Below are 17,766 nucleotides of genomic sequence, written 5' to 3'. Positions count from 1 at the left end.
CCCCCCCCCCCCCCCCCCCCCCCCCCCCCCCCCCCCCCCCCCCCCCCCCCCCCCCCCCCCCCCCCCGGCGCTGCGTGCCCGCGTGCTGCCGGCCATCTACGCCGGCGACGCGGTGTGCGCGCTGGCCGTGACGGAACCGGGCGGCGGTTCCGACGTGGCCAGCCTCACCACCAGCGCTGTGCGCGATGGCGACCATTACATCGTCAGCGGCAGCAAGACCTTCATCACCTCCGGCATGCGCGCCGACTGGATCACGGTGGCGGTGCGCACCGGCGGTCCGGGCGCGGGCGGGGTGTCGGCGCTGCTGGTGCCGGGCGATACGCCGGGCCTGACGCGCACGCCGCTGCGCAAGATGGGCTGGTTGTGCTCGGACACGGCCGAACTGCATTTCGACCAGTGCCGGGTGCCGGCCGCCAACCTGCTGGGCGCCGAGAACGCCGGCTTCCCGCTCCTGATGCGCAACTTCAACGACGAGCGCCTGATGCTGGCCATGCACGCCTGCTACCTGGCGCAGGCCTGCCTGGACGAGGCGAGCGAGTGGGCCATGCAGCGCAAGACCTTCGGCAAGACGCTGGTGCAGCACCAGGCGGTGCGCCACAAGCTGGTGGAGATGGCGACGCGCATCGAGGCCACGCGCGCCTTCATCGACAGCATGGTGGCGCGCATGGATGCGGGCGAAGGCGCCGCGCTGGTGGCGCAGACCTGCATGCTGAAGAACTTCGCGGCGCAGACCATGCAGGCCTGCGCCGACCACGCGGTGCAGATCCTGGGCGGCATGGGCTTCATGCGCGGCACGGTGGCGGAGCGGGTCTACCGCGACGTCAAGGTGTATATGATCGGCGGCGGCGCCGAGGAAATCCTCAACGACCTGGCCGCGCGCCAGCTCGGCTGGAACTGAAAGGAAGCACGATGTACCAATCGATTTTCAAACCGGGCCTGTTCGAAAGCCGCACCGTCGTCGTCACCGGCGGCGGCAGCGGGATCGGGCGCTGCACGGCGCACGAGCTGGCGGCGCTGGGCGCGCGCGTGCTGCTGGTGGGGCGCGACGAGGCCAAGCTGGCGGCGGTGCAGGGCGAGATCGCGGCGGCCGGCGGCGCGGCGCATAGCTACGCCTGCAATATCCGCAGCGAGGAGGCGGTGCGCGCCATGGTGGCGCAGGCGGTGGCGGAGCACGGGCCGCTGCACGGCCTGGTCAACAACGCTGGCGGCCAGTTCCCAGCGCCGCTGCGCAGCATCACGCAAAAAGGCTGGGAGGCGGTGCTGCAGACCAACCTGACCGGCGGCTTCCTGATGGCGCGCGAGTGCCTGGAGCAGAGCATGGCGGCGCACGGCGGCGCCATCGTCAATATCGTGGCCGATATGTTCGGCAGCATGCCCAATATGGGCCACTCGGGTGCGGCGCGCGCCGGCATGGTGAGCTTCACCGAGACGGCGGCCTTCGAGTGGGCGCAGTACGGGGTGCGGGTGAACGCGGTGGCGCCGGGCTACATCGCTTCCTCCGGCATGGACCAGTACCCGCCGGAGATGCGCGAGACGATCCGCGCCTTCCCGCGCACGGTGCCGCTGCACCGCTTCGGCACCGAGTCGGAAGTGGCGGCGGCGATTGCCTTCCTGCTGTCGGATGCGGCGGCCTTCGTTACCGGCGCCACCTTGCGCGTCGATGGCGGACGGCCCAATGTGCGGCCCGGCATGCCGATGCCGCGCCCGGCGCAGGCCGGGGCTACGGCGGCCTTCAACGGCTTCCACCTGGCGGCCAGGCCGCGCGTGCTGGAGGGCGAGTAATGCCGGCGCTGGATAGCCGCGTGGTGGCGCAGGGCGAGGCTTTTGCCGCCAACCGCGCTGCCCTGGCGGTGCAGCTGGAGCGCCTGCGTGCGCTGGAGGCGCGCACGCGCGACAAGTCGGCCGCTTCGGCGCCGCTGTTTGCCAAGCGCGGCCAGCTGCTGCCGCGCGAGCGCCTGGGCGCCCTGCTCGATCCGGGTGCGCCGTTTCTGGAGCTGGCCACCCTGGCCGGCTATTGCGTCGACCATCCTGACCCGGAGCGCTCGGTGCCGGGCGCCGGCCTGCTGGGCGGCATCGGCTTTGTCAGCGGCGTGCGCTGCATGGTGGTGGCGGACGATTCGGGCATCGATGCCGGCGCGGTCCAGCCGATGGGCATCGAAAAATTCCAGCGCCTGCAGCAGGTGGCGCTGGCGCAGAAGCTGCCCTTCATCCACCTGGTCGAATGCGCCGGCGCCAACCTGCTGGACTACAAGGTCGAGACCTTCATCCACGGCGGCAGCGGTTTCTATTGGCTGGCGCGCCTGTCGGCGGCCGGGCTGCCGGTGATCAGCGTGGTGCACGGCTCCAGCACTGCGGGCGGCGCCTACATGCCGGGCCTGTCGGATTACGTGGTGATGGTGCGCGAGCGCGCCAAGGCCTTCCTGGCCGGGCCACCGCTGCTGAAAGCTGCCACCGGCGAAATCGCCAGCGAAGAGGAGCTGGGCGGGGCCGAGATGCATGCCGCCGTGTCGGGCCTGGCCGAATACCTGGCCGAGGACGATGCCGATGCGTTGCGCATCACGCGCGAGCTGGTGGCCTCGCTGGGCTGGAATGCAGCACTGCCGGCCACGTCTGCCGGCGCGGCGTACGCGCCGCCGCGCTACGACGCCGACGAGTTGCTGGGCATCGCGCCTTGCGACCAGCGCAAGCCGCTCGACATGCGCGAAGTCATCGCGCGCATCGTCGACGATTCGGCCTTCCTCGAATTCAAGCCCGCCTACGGCGCGGCCACCGTGACCGGCCACGCCGCCATCTGCGGCATGGCGGTCGGCATCCTCACCAACAACGGCCCGCTCGATCCGGCCGGCGCCACCAAGGCGGCCCACTTCATCCAGCTGTGCTGCCAGTCGGGCACGCCGCTGCTGTTCCTGCAGAACACCACCGGCTTCATGGTCGGCAAGGCCTACGAGCAGGCCGGCATGATCAAGCACGGCTCGAAAATGATCCAGGCCCTGGCCAACGCCAATGTGCCGCGCATTACCGTGCATTGCGGCGCCTCTTTCGGCGCCGGCAACTACGGCATGTCGGGACGCGGCTTCATGCCGGACTTCTGCTTCAGCTGGCCCAACGCGCGCACCGCCGTGATGGGCGCCGAGCAGGCTGCCACCACCATGGCCATCGTGATGGAGGGCAGCATGCGGCGCAAGGGCAAGGAAGTCGACCAGGAGGCGATCGCCGCCATGCGCGCGCGCGTGGTGCAAACCTTCGAGCGCCAGACCGACGCATTTTTCACTTCCGGACGCCTGCTGGACGACGGCGTCATCGACCCGCGCGACACGCGCAAGGTGCTGGCCTGCGTGCTGGCCGTCTGCGACGAGGCGCGCCGCCGCGCCCTGCACCCGGTGCAGTTCGGCGTCGCCCGCCCATAATTGGAGAACCCCATGGAATATAGCCACGAACACCTGGAACTGCAGCGCAACCTGAAACGCTTCATCGAGAGCGACATCAATCCCTTTGTCGACGAATGGGAGGCGGCCGAGATCTTCCCCGCCAAGGAAGTGTTCCGCAAGCTGGGCGCACTGGGCATGCTGGGCGTGTCCAAGCCGGCGGAATTTGGCGGCCTGGGGCTCGATTATTCGTACTCGATGGCGATGGCCGAGGCGCTGGGCCATATCCGCTGCGGCGGGGTGCCGATGGCGATCGGCGTACAGACCGATATGGCGACGCCGGCGCTGGCGCGCTTCGGTTCGGACGAATTGCGGCGCGAATTCCTGGCGCCGGCCATCAGCGGCGAGGCGGTGGCCTGCGTCGGCGTGTCGGAGCCGGGCGCCGGTTCCGACGTGGCGGCGGTGCGTACCAGCGCGCGCAAGGATGGCGACGACTACGTGATCAACGGCAGCAAGATGTGGATCACCAACAGCCTGCAGGCGGACTGGATGTGCCTTCTGGCCAATACCGGCGAAGGGCCGGCGCACCGCAACAAGTCCCTGATCATCGTGCCGATGGATACGCCGGGTGTCAGCGTGGGCAAGAAGATCCGCAAGATCGGCATGAATTCCTCCGACACGGGCCTGATCCACTTCGACGAGGTGCGCGTGCCGCAGCGCTTCCGCATCGGCGAGGAGGACAAGGGCTTCACCTACCAGATGCTGCAATTCCAGGAGGAGCGCCTGTGGTGCGCGGCCAATATCGTGCAGCAGATGCAGAACTGCATCGACGCCACCATCGAATATGCGCGCGAACGCAAGATCTTCAACGGCAGCGTGCTGGATAACCAGTGGGTGCATTTCAAGCTGGCCGAAATGCAGACCGAGCTCGAATCGCTGCGCGCGCTGACCTACCGCGCCTGCGGCATGTATATCGGCGGCACCGACGTCACCGAACTGGCTTCGATGGCCAAGCTGAAGGCGGGCCGCCTGTCGCGCGTGATCACCGACGGCTGCCTGCAGTTCTGGGGCGGCATGGGCTTCACGCTGGAGAATCCGGTGTCGCAGTTCTACCGCGACGCGCGCCTGACCTCGATCGGCGGCGGCGCGGACGAGGTCATGCTGGGCATTATCTGCAAGTACATGGACATCCTGCCGGGCCGCAAAGCGTGAGCGCCTTCGACACCATCCTGGTCGCCAACCGCGGCGAGATCGCGCTGCGCGTGATGCACACGGCGCGGCGCATGGGCTACCGCTGCGTGGCGGTGTACTCCGACGCCGACCGCGCTGCCGCGCACTGCGCCAGCACGGCGGCCGACGCAGCGCTGCGCATTGGCGGGCCCGCGCCGGCCGATTCCTACCTGAACATTCCCGCCCTGCTGGCCGCCGCGCGGACGTCCGGCGCGCAGGCAGTGCACCCCGGCTACGGCTTCCTGGCCGAACGGGCCGATTTCGCCCAAGCCTGCGCGGACGCCGGGCTTACCTTCATCGGTCCGCCGCCAGCCGCCATGGCCGCCATGGGCAACAAGGCCGGCGCCAAGCGGCTGATGCTGGAAGCCGGCGTGCCCTGCATCCCCGGCTATCAGGGAGACGACCAGTCCGACCTGCGCCTGGCGCAGGAGGCGCAGCGCATCGGCTTTCCCGTCATGATCAAGGCCGCTGCCGGCGGCGGCGGGCGCGGCATGCGCCGGGTGGACGATGCCGGCGCCTTCGCTACTGCGCTGGCGGCGGCGCGCTCGGAAGCGCAGCATGCTTTCGGCAACGCGGAGCTGATCCTAGAACGCGCATTGATTGAGCCGCGCCATATCGAAATCCAGGTATTCGCAGACACGCACGGCAACGTGGTCCACATGGGCGAGCGCGATTGCTCGGTGCAGCGGCGCCACCAGAAGCTGATCGAGGAATCCCCCTCGCCTGCCGTCTCCGCCGAGCTGCGCGCGCGCATGGGCGAGGTCGCAGTGGCGGCGGCGCGCGCCATCGGCTATGTCGGCGCGGGCACGCTGGAATTCCTGCTTGACCGCGATGGCGCCTTCTACTTCATGGAGATGAATACCCGCCTGCAGGTCGAGCACGCGGTGACGGAAGCGATCACCGGCATCGACCTGGTGGAGTGGCAGTTGCTGGTGGCAGCCGGCGCGCCGCTGCCGTTGACGCAGGCCGAACTCGACGCCCGCCGCGCCAGCGGCGGCCACGCCATCGAAGTGCGCCTGTGCGCGGAGGACCCGCAGCAGGACTTCCTGCCGCAAAGCGGCAAGGTATGGCGCTGGCAACCGCCTGCCGGTGTGCGCTGCGACCACGCGCTGGCCGACGGCGTGCAGGTGCCGCCCTACTACGATTCCATGCTGGCCAAGCTGGTAGCCCACGGCCGCGACCGCGCCGATGCGCTGCGCCAGCTAAGCCGCGCTTTGGAACAATGCGTGCTGCTTGGCCTGCCCAGCAACCGCACCTTCCTGGCGCAATGCCTGGCGCATCCCGTATTTGCCGCCGGCAGCGCCACCACCGGCTTCATCGCCGAATATCTGCCCGCCGCGGCGCGCAATGCCGCCACGCCCCCCCGCGCCCTCGCGGCAGCGGCCGCGCTGCTGGCCTGGCACCGCGCCCAGCGCCAGCACGGCTGCTACCCGGCCGAACTACAAGGCTGGTCGTCCAGCCACCCCTGCGCGGCGCCGCTGCGCTTCATGCTCGATGGCGCCGACCACCAGGCGCAAGCCAGCGCCGACGGAGCCTCTGCCTGGCGCATCCTGTCACTGGACGGCGCAGCACTGCCGGGGTCTGTCAGCGTGGAAGCACCAGCCCCCGGCACACTGCTGCTATCGCTCGACGGCCCGCCAGCTTCCTTGAGCTACGCAGTCGATGGCGCCAGCATTGCCTTCCTGCTGGCGGGCCAGGAACATCTTCTGCAAGACCTCACCAGCCTGCCGCCACGCGCCGCCGGACAAGGCACGGGCCACGGCCGCATCGAGGCTCCAATGAACGGCCGCATTGTCGCCCTGCACGTCCAGCCCGGCGACAGTGTGCATGCCGGCCAGCCCCTGCTGGCAATGGAAGCGATGAAAATGGAGCACAACATGCTTGCCGCGCGCGACGGCAAGGTTGGAGCGCTGTACACTGCCCTCGGCGCGCAAGTCGCGACCGGACAACTGCTGATCGAAATCGAAGCTTAGGAGAATTGCATGCAAGACGCCCTTGGCCACCTGGTCTCCCGCAGCGCGCGCCGCAACGGCGCCGCCACCGCCTTGCTGGACAACGGCCGGCGTATGAGCTACGCCCAGCTGGACGAGGACAGCAACCGCTTCGCCCACTACCTGCGCGAGAGCGGCCTGCAGCCAGGCGACAAGGTTGCCATGCTCAGCCCGAATTCGATGGATTTTGTGGTGGCTGCCTTTGGCATCCTCAAGGCCGGCATGGTGTGGGTGCCGGTGAACGCCATGCTGGCGCCGGGCGAAGTAGCCTACATCGTGCGGCACGCCGAAGCGCGCCTGCTGGTGGTGGATGCGCAACTGGCCGCGCACCCGGCCTGGGCCGCCGCCCTGCCGACGCTTGGCATCCCACTGCTGCATTGCGCGGCAGCCGGCGCGCCTGCCTGGTCTGGGCAGCCAGCAACGCCGCCCGCCGTGGACATTGAGGAAAACGCGCTGGCCCTGATCATGTACACCAGCGGCACCACCGGCAACCCGAAAGGCGCCATGCACTCGCACCGCTCGGTGCTGGCAGCCGTGATGTCGAACGCCGTCACGATCTCCGTCACACCGCAGGACGTGCTGTCGGCCATCCTGCCGCTATTCCACTGCGCCCAGTTCAGCATGAGCGCCGCCGCCCTGGCTTGCGGCGCCACCATTTCCCTGGCGCGGGGCTTCGACCCGGCCGCTGTTCTGGCCACGCTGGAGCGCGACAAGGTCACCGTGATGGCCGCCCTGCCCGCCATGTATGGCGCCATGCTGCAGCACCCGGCGCGCGCTGGCTGCGACCTGTCCGCGCTACGCCTGGCCATCTACGCCATGGCCCCGATGGCGCCCGAACTGTTACGCCGCCTGATGCAGGAATTCTGCCCTCGTTTCGCTTTGGGCAGCGGCCAGACCGAAATGTTCCCGATGACGGTGTACTTCCCGCCGGAGCAGCAACTACAGCGCACCGGCAATTGCTGGGGCCAGGCCACGCCCGTCAACGACACCGCCATCATGGACCCCGACGGCCAGTTGCTTGGCAAGGGCGTGGTGGGTGAAATCGTCCACCGCGGCGCGAACGCCATGCTGGGCTACTACAAGGACCCGGAAGCCACTGCCGCCGCGCGCCGCTTTGGCTGGCACCACACGGGCGACCTGGGCATGTGGGATGACGACGGCTACCTGCACTTCAAAGGCCGCCTGAAAGACATGATCAAGACCGGTGGCGAAAACGTGCCCGCCATCCGCGTGGAAGAAGCCCTGCTCGGCCACCCTGCGGTCGCCATGGCCGCCGTGGTCGGCCTGCCGCACAGCGAGTGGATCGAAGCCGTCACCGCCTTTGTCTGTCTCAAACCCGGCCAGACCGCCGCCCCCGACGACCTGCGCGACCACTGCCGCACTCTCCTGGCCGGTTTCGAAATCCCCAAACACATCGCCATCGTCGATGCCCTGCCGATGACCTCCACCGGCAAAATCCAGAAGCACGTCTTGCGCGCCAGCCACCAGACCATGTACGCGGCGGGTGCTCCTCCCAACTCCCTCGTGGGCGGGTGCTGAAATTTCCGCGCTTGATATTCCGCCAGAGGGGAAAATTTTGGCGCGTCCAGGATTTCAGCACTTTTCAGCACTTTGCAACACCATTTCAGCACCTCCGGACAAACGAAACTCGCAACATTCCTATTGCTGAGCTGCCAGGGCCATTCGACGGCTCGCAGCCCGTCGCGCCTCGATCTCCGCGGCATAACGCAGCCTGGTTGCTGGCACCCAGATCCGTTCGCGCAGAGCCTGCTCACTTGCGTGCTCAGCGTGATAGTCAAGCAACGCACGCATGGTCGGCAAATTGATTGCAACACATGTTCCAAAGTTCGTTTGAGCGCTCATGCTGAAATCTCCTGACTTGAAAATCCCTTAGAGGGAGAAAATCAGGACAAGTTCAAATTTCAGCACTTTTCAGCACTTTGCAACACCGTTTCAGCACTTCCCCCCGAGGGACCGGTGCAGGATACCGATTGCTAGCGCAGGCCGCGCAATTTCTGCAGGCTGAGCAGGGTTATCGCGCGGTAGCCGGTTTCGACCAGGCCGTCGGCGCGCATCTGGCGCAGGGCGCCGGCCACGGCTTCGCGGGTCACATTGAGCGCCCGGGCAATCTCGCCCTGCCCTACCGCGAGCACCTGCCGGTCCGGCGCTGGCGCTGCCAGTTGCAGCAGATGGCGCGACACGCGCTGCGCCACGCTCAGGCGCTGCACACGGTCGTAGGCGTCGGCCAGGTCAGCCAGCATGCCGGCCAGGCTGCTCATCATCACATCACGCAAGCCGACATGGCGGTCCAGCAGGTCGATGAACTGCTCCTGCGTTAGCCGCAGCAACCGCACCGCTGTCACCGCCACCGCCATATGCGTGCGCGGCCGTCCCGTCAGCAAGGGGATTTCCCCGAAAGAGTCGCCCGGCTCCAGCACCCATGCCTGCACTTCGTAACCCTGTTCATCGAGCCGGCTAAGCGCAACACGCCCGTCCACCACCACTTCCAGCGCCCGGTCGGCATCGCCTTCGCGGTGGATCACCGCGCCCGCCGCATGGAAAACCTCCCTGCCGTGGCGCAGGAAGTCCGCGCGCACCGAGGGCTCCAGCATGTCCAGCAGGCCTAGCCTGCCCACATCAGGTTTCATTGCAAATACCCAGGAACGAGATTGTGAAGAGCTTCACATTATAGGCGAGCCTGCCCTGCTATAAATTGGTCTATGAACACGACCGACTTCCAACTTTCCATTGCTGGCGAAAGCCCCATCAGAAGCGCGCCGGGCGAAACCCTGCTCAAAAGCGCGCTGCGGCAAGGCGTGAAACTACCCCACCTGTGCATGGCCGGCGAATGCGGCTCCTGCCGCTGCCAGCTGGTGCAAGGCCAGGTGAAGCTGCGCAAGGACATTTCCCAACACGTCGACGCAGATGCCCTGCGCCAGGGATTCCTGCTGGCCTGCCAGGCCGAACCCCTGAGCGACGTGCAACTGGCTGTCGCCGCGCGCAGCGCCATCGGCGCCACCTTGCGCAGCGCTGTCCCGCTGAACCGCAGCATCCTGCGCGTGGTACTGCAACTCGACGAGCCGCTGGCCTACCGCGCCGGCCAGTACGCGCAACTGACCTTAGCCGGAGTGGCTGACGAACCACGCTGCTACTCCTTTGCTGCCGCGCCGCAGGCCACACCGCAGCGCGAAGTGGAATTCCATATCCGCCGCGTGGCAGGCGGCGCCTTCACCGAATGGTTGTTCGACGGCGACCGCCGCGGCACGCGCCTGCAATTGCTTGGTCCACTGGGCGACTTCGGCGCGCGCGACGACGGCCGTCCGCTAGTGTGCGTGGCCGGCGGCAGCGGCCTGGCACCGATCAAGGGCATGCTGGAACAACTGGCGCAGCAAGGCGGCGCGCCCGACGCCACCCTGTTCATCGGCGCGCGCAACCAGCAGGAGCTATATGGGCAGGACTTCCTGGCAGCGCTGCAGGCAAAGTGGCCCTCGCTTGGCACCCTGCGCGTGGTGCCGGTGCTGTCGGCCGAACCCGCAGATTCCGGCTGGCAGGGCCTGCGCGGCTACTGCGCCGACTACATCGAACGGTTCTGCGCCCCGCAGGCGTGCAGCTTCTATCTGTGCGGACCGCCCGCCATGATCGAAGCGACGGCCGCCCACGTGGCAGCGCAGGTCGACCAGAACCACATCCACTACGACCTTTTCCTCGACCGCAGCAACCTGAAACCGGAGCAACCATGAAAGCCGTTATCCTGAGCAGCCTGCTGCTGCTCGCCTCCCAAGCCAACGCCGCCGGCCTGTCGATGACGGCCGGCGCCCACGCCATCAGCATCGTCCCAACCCCGGTCAACGCCGAACGCACCCGCCTCGACATCTCGCTTGAAGGCGCGGGCCGCATGAATGCCGCCGGCCGCGTGATCCACTTCCACCTCACCTGCCGGGTCGACGACTTCATGGTCGCCAAACGCATTGTCGAAGGCGTCGGCGACTGCACCATGACCGCGCTGGGCGGCGGCAGCATGCAAGCGCACTTCCAGACCCTGCCCGGCATCGGCGACCGCGGCCACCTCGAGTTCAGCGGCGCGAGCGGCCAGTTCGCCGGCGTGACGGGCCGCATGCCGGTGGCCGTAGTGGTCAATCCGAACAACATCGGCAAGCCGGTGTTCTACGTCGAGAGCGAATAACCATGACTGCCTACATCCTGTTCGCAATCTTCCTCGCGCTCGATATCGGCACCGGCGAATTCAATAAGCCGCGCGCCCGCTGCCTGAATGAACTCGGCATCAACATCGCCAGCTCTGCATTGGGCTTCACACTGCGCCTGCTGCCGATCGTGGTCATGGGCGCGCTATTGCAGGCCTGCTGGCCAGCGGGTAAAGGCGCCTGGGCCGAGGTCAATCCCTGGCTGGTGGTGTTGCCGATGCTGCTGGTGGACGACTATGCCAATTACTGGCTGCACCGCAGCGGCCACAATGTGCCTTGGCTATGGAACCTGCACCGCACGCACCACACGCCAACCTGCATGAACATCACCATGAGCATCCGCACCAGCGCGCTGTACTACCTGCTGGTGCCGGTCAACGCCCTGGCGCCGCTGATGGTGTACACCGGCGCGGTGGAAGCGGCCGCCATCACGCTGGCCATCCGCCTCACCAGCCTGTACCTGCAGCACGCCGGCTACCGCTGGGACCTGGCGCTGCGCCGCTACGCGCCCGGGCGCGTGCTGCTCGATTTTGCCGAACGCTTCCTGGCGCTGCAGGACTACCACCACGCGCACCATGGCGTGGGCCGCTACGGCAAGGGCTCCTCCAACTACGGCAACCTGCTGAATGTTTGGGATAAGCTGCACGGCACCAGCATGGGCCACCCGCACTGCGTGCAGGACGCCTATGGCCTGCCGGGCGGCGTACGCGTGCCAGGCTGGGGTGAGCAGATGTTCTGGCCACTGGTACGCGCCAGGCGCGCCGCGCCCAAGCCGGTGGCGCGCAGCACAGAGGCCGAACTGGCGCAGGCCAGGGCCGTCATCTACACCGCCGACGGCACCGCAGTCGCCGTGCGCAGCGGCGGCGCTTAGGCGGCCGGCTGGCGCAGCAGGAAGCGGATGGCCGACTCGGCCAGTTCCTCGATGCTGCCGCCGGCGTCGCGCCGGTACCACTGGGCCGACCAGTTCAGCGCCCCGAACAGCCAGAGGCGATCCAGCTTGCCCGGCGCCGGCCATTCGCCGGACGCCTGCAGCGCGCGCAGCACCTCGTCCCACAGCGCCTCGTAACGGTCCTTGGCCGCCACCACGCGCTGCTGCGCCTCGGCGTCCAGCGCGCGCCACTCGTACAGCATCACGTGCACGAAATCCTGGCCGGGCGACAGCAGGGTCTCCAGGTGCGCATGCACCATGGCGCGCAGGGCTTCGCGCGGCGCCAGCTGCTGCGCGGCGATCTGCTCGATGCGCGTCAAGGCCTGCTGCATGCCCTGCTCGATCACCGCCTGCAGGATGTCCTGCTTGGACTTGAAATGGTAGAACCAGGACCCGGCCTGCACCCCGGCCGCAGCGGCGATATCGCGCACGGTGGTGTTGTCAAAGCCTTTCTCGCGGAACAACCTTGCCGAAACGGCAATCAGGAGCGGCTTCAGGCTGTCGGATGCGCCCTGGGCCGGGCGGCCGCGCTTGCGCGGCGGAGGGGAATTGCTGGCGTCCATGTCCCCAGCAATCTACCTTATAATGAAAGTTTTCGCCAAATTTACAGCCCAAATCATGGAATTAGCCAAGTCTTTCGAGCCTGCCGACATTGAACAGTTCTGGCGCAGCGAGTGGGAAAAGCGCGGTTACTACGCAGCCTCCCTCGACCTGTCGAAGCCGTCCTTTAGCATCCAGCTGCCGCCGCCGAACGTCACCGGCACGCTGCACATGGGCCACGCCTTCAACCAGACCATCATGGACGGCCTGACCCGCTACCACCGCATGCTGGGCCACAACACCGCCTGGATCCCGGGCACCGACCACGCCGGCATCGCCACCCAGATCGTGGTGGAGCGCCAGCTGGACGCGCAAAAGGTGTCGCGCCATGACCTGGGCCGCGAAAAATTCGTCGAAAAAGTGTGGGAATGGAAGGAAAAGTCCGGCTCCACCATCACCGGCCAGATGCGCCGCATGGGCACCTCGCCTGACTGGCAACGCGAATACTTCACCATGGACGCCGAACGCTCCCAAGTGGTGAGCGAAGTGTTCGTACGCCTGTTCGAACAAGGCCTGATCTACCGCGGCAAGCGCCTGGTCAACTGGGATCCGGTGCTGGGCACCGCCGTGTCCGACCTGGAAGTGGTGTCGGAAGAAGAAGACGGCTCGATGTGGCACATCAAGTACCCGCTGGCCGACGGCAGCGGCCACCTGGTGGTCGCCACCACCCGCCCTGAAACCATGCTGGGCGACGTCGCCGTGGCGGTCGACCCGACCGACGAGCGCTACACCGCGCTGGTGGGCAAGATGCTGACGCTGCCGCTGGTCGGCCGCGAGATCCCGGTCATCGCCGACGAATACGTCGACAAGGAATTCGGCACCGGCTGCGTGAAGATCACTCCGGCGCACGACTTCAACGACTACGCCGTCGGCCAGCGCCACAACCTCGGCATGCCGTCGATCCTGACCCTGGACGCCAAGATCAACGACAACGCGCCGGCCGCCTATCAGGGCCTGGACCGCTTCGCCGCCCGCAAACAGATCGTGGCCGACCTGGACGCGCAAGGCTTCCTGGTCGAAGTCAAGCCGCACAAGCTGATGGTGCCGCGCGGCGACCGTACCGGCGTCGTGATCGAACCAATGCTGACCGACCAGTGGTTCGTCGCCATGAGCAAGCCGGCGCCGGAAGGCACCTTCAATCCGGGCAAATCGATCACCGAAGTGGCGCTGGAAAAAGTCGCGTCGGGCGAGATCAAGTTCGTGCCTGAAAACTGGAGCACCACCTACAACCAGTGGCTCAACAACATCCAGGACTGGTGTATCTCGCGCCAGCTGTGGTGGGGACACCAGATCCCGGCCTGGTACGACGAGCAGGGCAACGTCTACGTGGCCCGCTCCGAGGAAGATGCGCGCGCGCAGGCCGCCGCCAAAGGCGTGAGCGGCGCCCTGACCCGCGACAACGACGTGCTGGACACCTGGTTCTCGTCCGCCCTGGTACCGTTCTCCACCCTCGGCTGGCCGAACGAAACCCCGGAGCTGCAGGCCTTCCTGCCGTCGTCGGTGCTGGTGACCGGTTTCGACATCATCTTCTTCTGGGTCGCGCGCATGGTCATCATGACCAGCCACTTCACCAACAAGGTGCCGTTCAAGACCGTCTACGTGCACGGCCTGGTGCGCGACTCGCAAGGCCAGAAGATGTCCAAGTCCAAGGGCAACACCCTGGACCCGATCGACCTGATCGACGGCATCGGCCTGGACGCCCTGGTTGCCAAGCGCACCACCGGCCTGATGAACCCGAAGGACGCGGCCAAGATCGAAAAAGCCACCCGCAAGGAATTCCCGGACGGTATCCCGGCCTACGGCACCGACGCGGTGCGCTTCACCATGGCGTCCTACGCCTCGCTCGGCCGCAACATCAACTTCGACCTGGGCCGCTGCGAAGGCTACCGCAACTTCGGCAACAAGCTGTGGAACGCCACCCGCTTCGTGCTGATGAACACCGAAGGCCACGACTGCTCCGCCAACGACGCCGACCTGTCGGCCGCCGACCAGTGGATCATCTCCGCGCTGAACCGCGCCGAGCAGGAAGTGCATAAAGGCTTTGCCGACTACCGCTTCGACAATATCGCTTCCACCATCTACCAGTTCGTGTGGTACGAGTACTGCGACTGGTACCTGGAGCTGGCCAAAGTCCAGGTACAGCAAGGCACCCCGGGCCAGCAGCAAGCCACCCGCCACACCCTGCTGCGCGTGCTGGAAGTGATCCTGCGCATGGCGCACCCGATCATCCCGTTCGTCACCGAGCAGCTGTGGCAGACCGTCGCGCCGCTGGCCGGCAAGGGCGGCGCGGGCCAGTCCATCATGACCCAGGCCTACCCGCTGCCGAACGAAGCGGCGATCAGCGCCGAAGCCGAAGCCTGGATGGGCGAGCTGAAAGGCCTGACCGATGCCGCCCGCAACCTGCGCGGCGAAATGAAGCTGGCGCCGTCGGTGCGCGTGCCGCTGATCGTGGAAGCCGCCGGCGCCGACCAGGCCAGGATGGCCGCCTTCGCGCCGTACATCCAGATGCTGGGCAAGCTGTCGGAAGTGCAGATCGTGGACGTGCTGCCGGAGTCGCCGGCCGCCGTCTCCGTGGTCGGCACCACCAAGCTGATGCTGAAGGTCGAGATCGACGTCAAGGCTGAACGCGAGCGCCTGTCCAAGGAAATCGCCCGCCTGGAAGGCGAGATCGCCAAGGCCAACGGCAAGCTGTCGTCGGAGAGCTTCGTGGCCCGCGCCCCGGCCGCCGTGGTCGCGCAGGAAAAGGAACGCGTCGCCAACTTCGGCGCCACCCTGGCCAAGATGCAGGAACAGCTGGCCAAGCTGCCAGCCGCTTAAGTAGCGGGGTCAAAAGTCGGGGTCATGTCTGACATTCGGACATTTCGCTAGCGAAATGTCCGAATGTCAGACATGACCCCGACTTTTTTCATTTCTAGAGGCTTCCCTCGAATAAAAATAGCATGACCGTGCGCTGAACCGCCAACTCCTGCGCTACACTGGATTTCCCCTCAAATCAAAAAAAGAGACACCCCCCATGCGCTTATCCCGCACAGTGGCGCTGATGGCGGCAGCCTTGCTGGCTGCCGCCCCGGCATTCGCCCAAGATCCCTCCCCCGTCGGCCTGTGGAAGAACATCGATGATGTCTCCGGCAAGCCGAAAGCCCTGATCCGCATCACGGAAGAAAACGGCGTCCTGCAGGGCAAGATTGAAAAGGTGTTCCGCCCCGCCGGCGAAGAGCAGAACCCGCTGTGCGACAAATGCACCGACGCGCGCAAGGGCCAGCCTGTCATCGGCATGGTGTTCATGAGCGGGCTGAAAAAAGACGGCAACGAATACGCCGGCGGCGAAATCCTCGACCCGGACAACGGCAAGGTTTACAGGAGCAAGCTGAAGGTCGCCGACGGCGGCAAGAAGCTGGAAGTGCGCGGCTATATCGGCGTACCGCTGCTGGGCCGCTCGCAAACCTGGCTGCGCCAGGAGTAAGCCGCCGCTGCGCGCCGGTTGGCGCGACTAGTTGATTGACTCGCAGCGCACTTGCCGCCACCATGGCGGCATGATTCGTGCCGTCCGCCGCCTGCTTCCCCTCGCCTGCCTGGCCCTCGCCTGCCGCGCCGCCGCCGCCACCCTTGGCGCCGACGGCGTGCCGGAGCTGTCCTTGTGCATCGAGGAAAACCCCTACCCGCCCCTGATCTACGCCGACCGCGATGGCGCGATCCCGATCCTGATCAAGATGGCCGCGCGCGAGGCCGGCGTGCGCGTGCAGTTCCACCGCGCGCCCTACCTGCGCTGCCTGGCCGAAGTGCGCAGCGGCCAGGCCGACGGCTATCCTTCCACCGCCTGGGCCATCGACGGCGCCGAGGCTTATGCCTTCCCCGGCCATCCGGGCCCGCCCGACCCGGCGCGCGCCACCGTGACCACGCGCATGATGGTGTATCGCCGCACGGGCGCTGCAGTGCAGTGGGACGGCAAGGCCTTCGGCAGCCTGGCGCTGCCGGTGCTGCATGACCGCAGCGGCCTGCTGGTCGCGCAGCGCCTGAAGGCACTGGGCGTGAAGGCCGACAACAGCGCCAAGAACGCCGAGGCCAACCTGTCCAAGCTGGTGGCCGGGCGCGGCGATGCGGTGGTGAGCTTCGAAGTGGCTGCCACGCCGCTGCTCAGGCAGCCGCGCTTCGCGGGCAAGGTGGAAGTCCTGCCCACGCCCTTCTTTGTCGAAACCTACTACCTCGGCATCAACCACGCCGTCTACGCCCGCTTCCGCGATAAGGTGGAAGCGATGTGGCAGGCCATCGCCCGTCTCAGGCCATCAGCCGAATACGCTGCGGCGATCCGCGACCTGCCGCCGCAATAGGCGCGGCCGCCTCCAGCGCAAAGTGGCGCACCGCCTGCGCCAGCTGCTGCGCCTGCGCTCCCACTTCCTGCGCCGATGCCGCCGCCTGGCCCACCAGGCCGGCGTTCTGGCGCGTGATGGCGTCCAGATGCTGCAGCGCCGCGTGCACTTCGGCGGTGCCGGTTTCCTGGCGCGCGCTTTCCGCCGCCATGCCCGCCACCAGCTGCGCCGCCTGCTGCACGGCCGCCGCCACGCCGTCCATGGTGCGCCCGGCGGCCGCCACCAGCTGCTCGCCGCTGCCGATCTGGCCGGCCGAATTGCCGATCAGGCGCTTGATATCCTGCGCCGCCGTGGCCGAACGCTGCGCCAGTGCGCGCACTTCGCCCGCCACCACGGCAAAGCCGCGCCCCTTCTCGCCGGCGCGCGCCGCTTCCACCGCCGCATTCAGCGCCAGGATGCTGGTCTGGAAGGCGATGGTGTCGATGGTGGCGCTGATCTCGGCCACCTTGGCCGCGCTGGACTTGATGCCGCCCATGCGCGCCACCACCTCGCCCACCACCGCCCCGCTTTGGCGCGCCTGCTCGTTGGTCGACTGCAGCAGCGCGTCGGCCGCGCGTGCATGTTCGGCCACCCGCTGCGCCGCCTCGGTCAGCTCGGCCAGCGCCGCCGTGGTGCCGTCCAGCGAGCTGGTTTGCTGCGCGGTGCGCGCCGCCAGGTCGGCGTTGCCGTCGGCAATTTCGCGGCTGGCGGTGGCCATCGCCTCGGCCGACTGGCGCACCTGGCCCACCATGCCCGACAGCGCCGCGCCCATGTCGCGGATGGCCTGCTGCAGCTGGCCCACTTCGTCGCGCCCGTGCACTTCCACGGTGGCGTGCAGCTGGCCGCCGGCGATGCGGCGCGCCACCTCGGCCGCCGCCGTCAGCGGCTGCACCATATTGCGCCGCACCCCGCGCAGCAATAACCAGGCGCCCAGCGCCATGCCCGCCATCACCCCCAGCACTACCGCGATCACGCGGCTGCCAAGCGCCACCCAGCGCTCGCGCGCCTGGGCGAACAGGGCGGCCTGGCGCGCCGCCAGCTGGCGCAGCAGGGCCGGGCGGTTGGCCGGGTCGGCATCGATGCGCGCCAGCAGCGCGGCCTCGC

Annotated in this window: 15 protein-coding genes; 12 read left to right on the top strand and 3 right to left on the bottom strand. The window is 67.6% G+C overall.

Annotated features, from left to right (window positions below):
- From AAHE99_RS25760 to AAHE99_RS25735, 6 genes are all read left to right on the top strand, one after another.
- Window positions 1–898 (top strand): acyl-CoA dehydrogenase family protein (locus AAHE99_RS25760; RefSeq protein WP_446728960.1); only part of this gene is annotated, 898 nt, incomplete at its 5' end.
- A gap of 11 nt (window positions 899–909) precedes the next feature.
- Entirely contained in the window at window positions 910–1,782 is an 873-nt protein-coding gene (locus tag AAHE99_RS25755) for an SDR family oxidoreductase (RefSeq protein ID WP_342120771.1), read from the top strand.
- Window positions 1,782–3,407, top strand: coding sequence for an acyl-CoA carboxylase subunit beta (locus AAHE99_RS25750; protein ID WP_342120769.1), 1,626 nt, complete (start codon window positions 1,782–1,784; stop codon window positions 3,405–3,407). Before AAHE99_RS25755 ends, AAHE99_RS25750 begins: the two co-directional genes overlap by 1 nt.
- A gap of 12 nt (window positions 3,408–3,419) precedes the next feature.
- On the top strand, window positions 3,420–4,577 hold the full coding sequence (locus AAHE99_RS25745) for an acyl-CoA dehydrogenase family protein (RefSeq protein WP_342120768.1): 1,158 nt from the start codon (window positions 3,420–3,422) through the stop codon (window positions 4,575–4,577).
- Window positions 4,574–6,568: an acetyl/propionyl/methylcrotonyl-CoA carboxylase subunit alpha gene (locus tag AAHE99_RS25740; RefSeq protein ID WP_342120766.1), complete on the top strand. Its 1,995-nt coding sequence runs from the start codon at window positions 4,574–4,576 to the stop codon at window positions 6,566–6,568. The genes AAHE99_RS25745 and AAHE99_RS25740 overlap by 4 nt, the downstream gene beginning before the upstream one ends.
- Before the next feature lie 9 nt (window positions 6,569–6,577).
- Window positions 6,578–8,125 (top strand): class I adenylate-forming enzyme family protein, encoded by a 1,548-nt coding sequence (locus AAHE99_RS25735; RefSeq protein WP_342120765.1) that lies wholly within the window; start codon window positions 6,578–6,580, stop codon window positions 8,123–8,125.
- A 455-nt stretch (window positions 8,126–8,580) separates the two neighbouring features.
- Here the strand turns inward: AAHE99_RS25735 and AAHE99_RS25730 are convergent, their stop codons facing one another.
- Window positions 8,581–9,234, bottom strand: coding sequence for a Crp/Fnr family transcriptional regulator (locus tag AAHE99_RS25730; protein ID WP_342120764.1), 654 nt, complete (start codon window positions 9,232–9,234; stop codon window positions 8,581–8,583).
- Window positions 9,235–9,306: 72 nt separating this feature from the next.
- Between AAHE99_RS25730 and AAHE99_RS25725 the strand changes: the two genes are divergently transcribed.
- Genes AAHE99_RS25725 through AAHE99_RS25715 form a run of 3 tightly spaced genes read left to right on the top strand, consistent with a single transcriptional unit; the run spans window position 9,307 to window position 11,659 of the window.
- Window positions 9,307–10,326 carry a 2Fe-2S iron-sulfur cluster binding domain-containing protein gene (locus tag AAHE99_RS25725; RefSeq protein WP_342120762.1) on the top strand — a complete coding sequence of 340 codons (1,020 nt, stop codon included), beginning with the start codon at window positions 9,307–9,309 and terminating at the stop codon, window positions 10,324–10,326.
- On the top strand, window positions 10,323–10,769 hold the full coding sequence (locus AAHE99_RS25720) for a hypothetical protein (RefSeq protein WP_342120761.1): 447 nt from the start codon (window positions 10,323–10,325) through the stop codon (window positions 10,767–10,769). The genes AAHE99_RS25725 and AAHE99_RS25720 overlap by 4 nt, the downstream gene beginning before the upstream one ends.
- A 2-nt stretch (window positions 10,770–10,771) precedes the next feature.
- Window positions 10,772–11,659, top strand: coding sequence for a sterol desaturase family protein (locus AAHE99_RS25715; RefSeq protein WP_342120760.1), 888 nt, complete (start codon window positions 10,772–10,774; stop codon window positions 11,657–11,659).
- Here AAHE99_RS25715 and AAHE99_RS25710 read toward each other — a convergent pair.
- Window positions 11,656–12,279, bottom strand: coding sequence for a TetR/AcrR family transcriptional regulator (locus tag AAHE99_RS25710; protein WP_342120759.1), 624 nt, complete (start codon window positions 12,277–12,279; stop codon window positions 11,656–11,658). The two genes, AAHE99_RS25715 and AAHE99_RS25710, sit on opposite strands and share 4 nt — an antisense overlap.
- A 55-nt stretch (window positions 12,280–12,334) precedes the next feature.
- Here AAHE99_RS25710 and AAHE99_RS25705 point away from each other — a divergent pair, with 55 nt between their 5' ends.
- The 3 genes from AAHE99_RS25705 to AAHE99_RS25695 all read left to right on the top strand — a co-directional run bounded on the left by AAHE99_RS25705 (window position 12,335) and on the right by AAHE99_RS25695 (window position 16,644).
- Window positions 12,335–15,133, top strand: a complete 2,799-nt coding sequence (locus AAHE99_RS25705; protein WP_342120758.1) for a valine--tRNA ligase — start codon at window positions 12,335–12,337, stop codon at window positions 15,131–15,133.
- Between the two features lie 196 nt (window positions 15,134–15,329).
- Window positions 15,330–15,779 (top strand): DUF2147 domain-containing protein, encoded by a 450-nt coding sequence (locus AAHE99_RS25700; protein WP_342120755.1) that lies wholly within the window; start codon window positions 15,330–15,332, stop codon window positions 15,777–15,779.
- A gap of 70 nt (window positions 15,780–15,849) precedes the next feature.
- A complete protein-coding gene (locus AAHE99_RS25695) occupies window positions 15,850–16,644 on the top strand; it encodes a substrate-binding periplasmic protein (protein WP_342120754.1) in 795 nt (264 codons plus the stop codon).
- Here AAHE99_RS25695 and AAHE99_RS25690 read toward each other — a convergent pair.
- Window positions 16,592–17,766: methyl-accepting chemotaxis protein (locus AAHE99_RS25690; protein WP_342120753.1), on the bottom strand; the 1,175-nt coding region annotated here is incomplete at its 5' end. The genes AAHE99_RS25695 and AAHE99_RS25690 overlap by 53 nt on opposite strands.

Origin of the sequence: Pseudoduganella sp. OTU4001, from assembly GCF_038440195.1 — a bacterium.
GTDB lineage: Bacteria > Pseudomonadota > Gammaproteobacteria > Burkholderiales > Burkholderiaceae_D > Rugamonas.
This window is presented reverse-complemented; position numbering and strand designations above follow the sequence as displayed.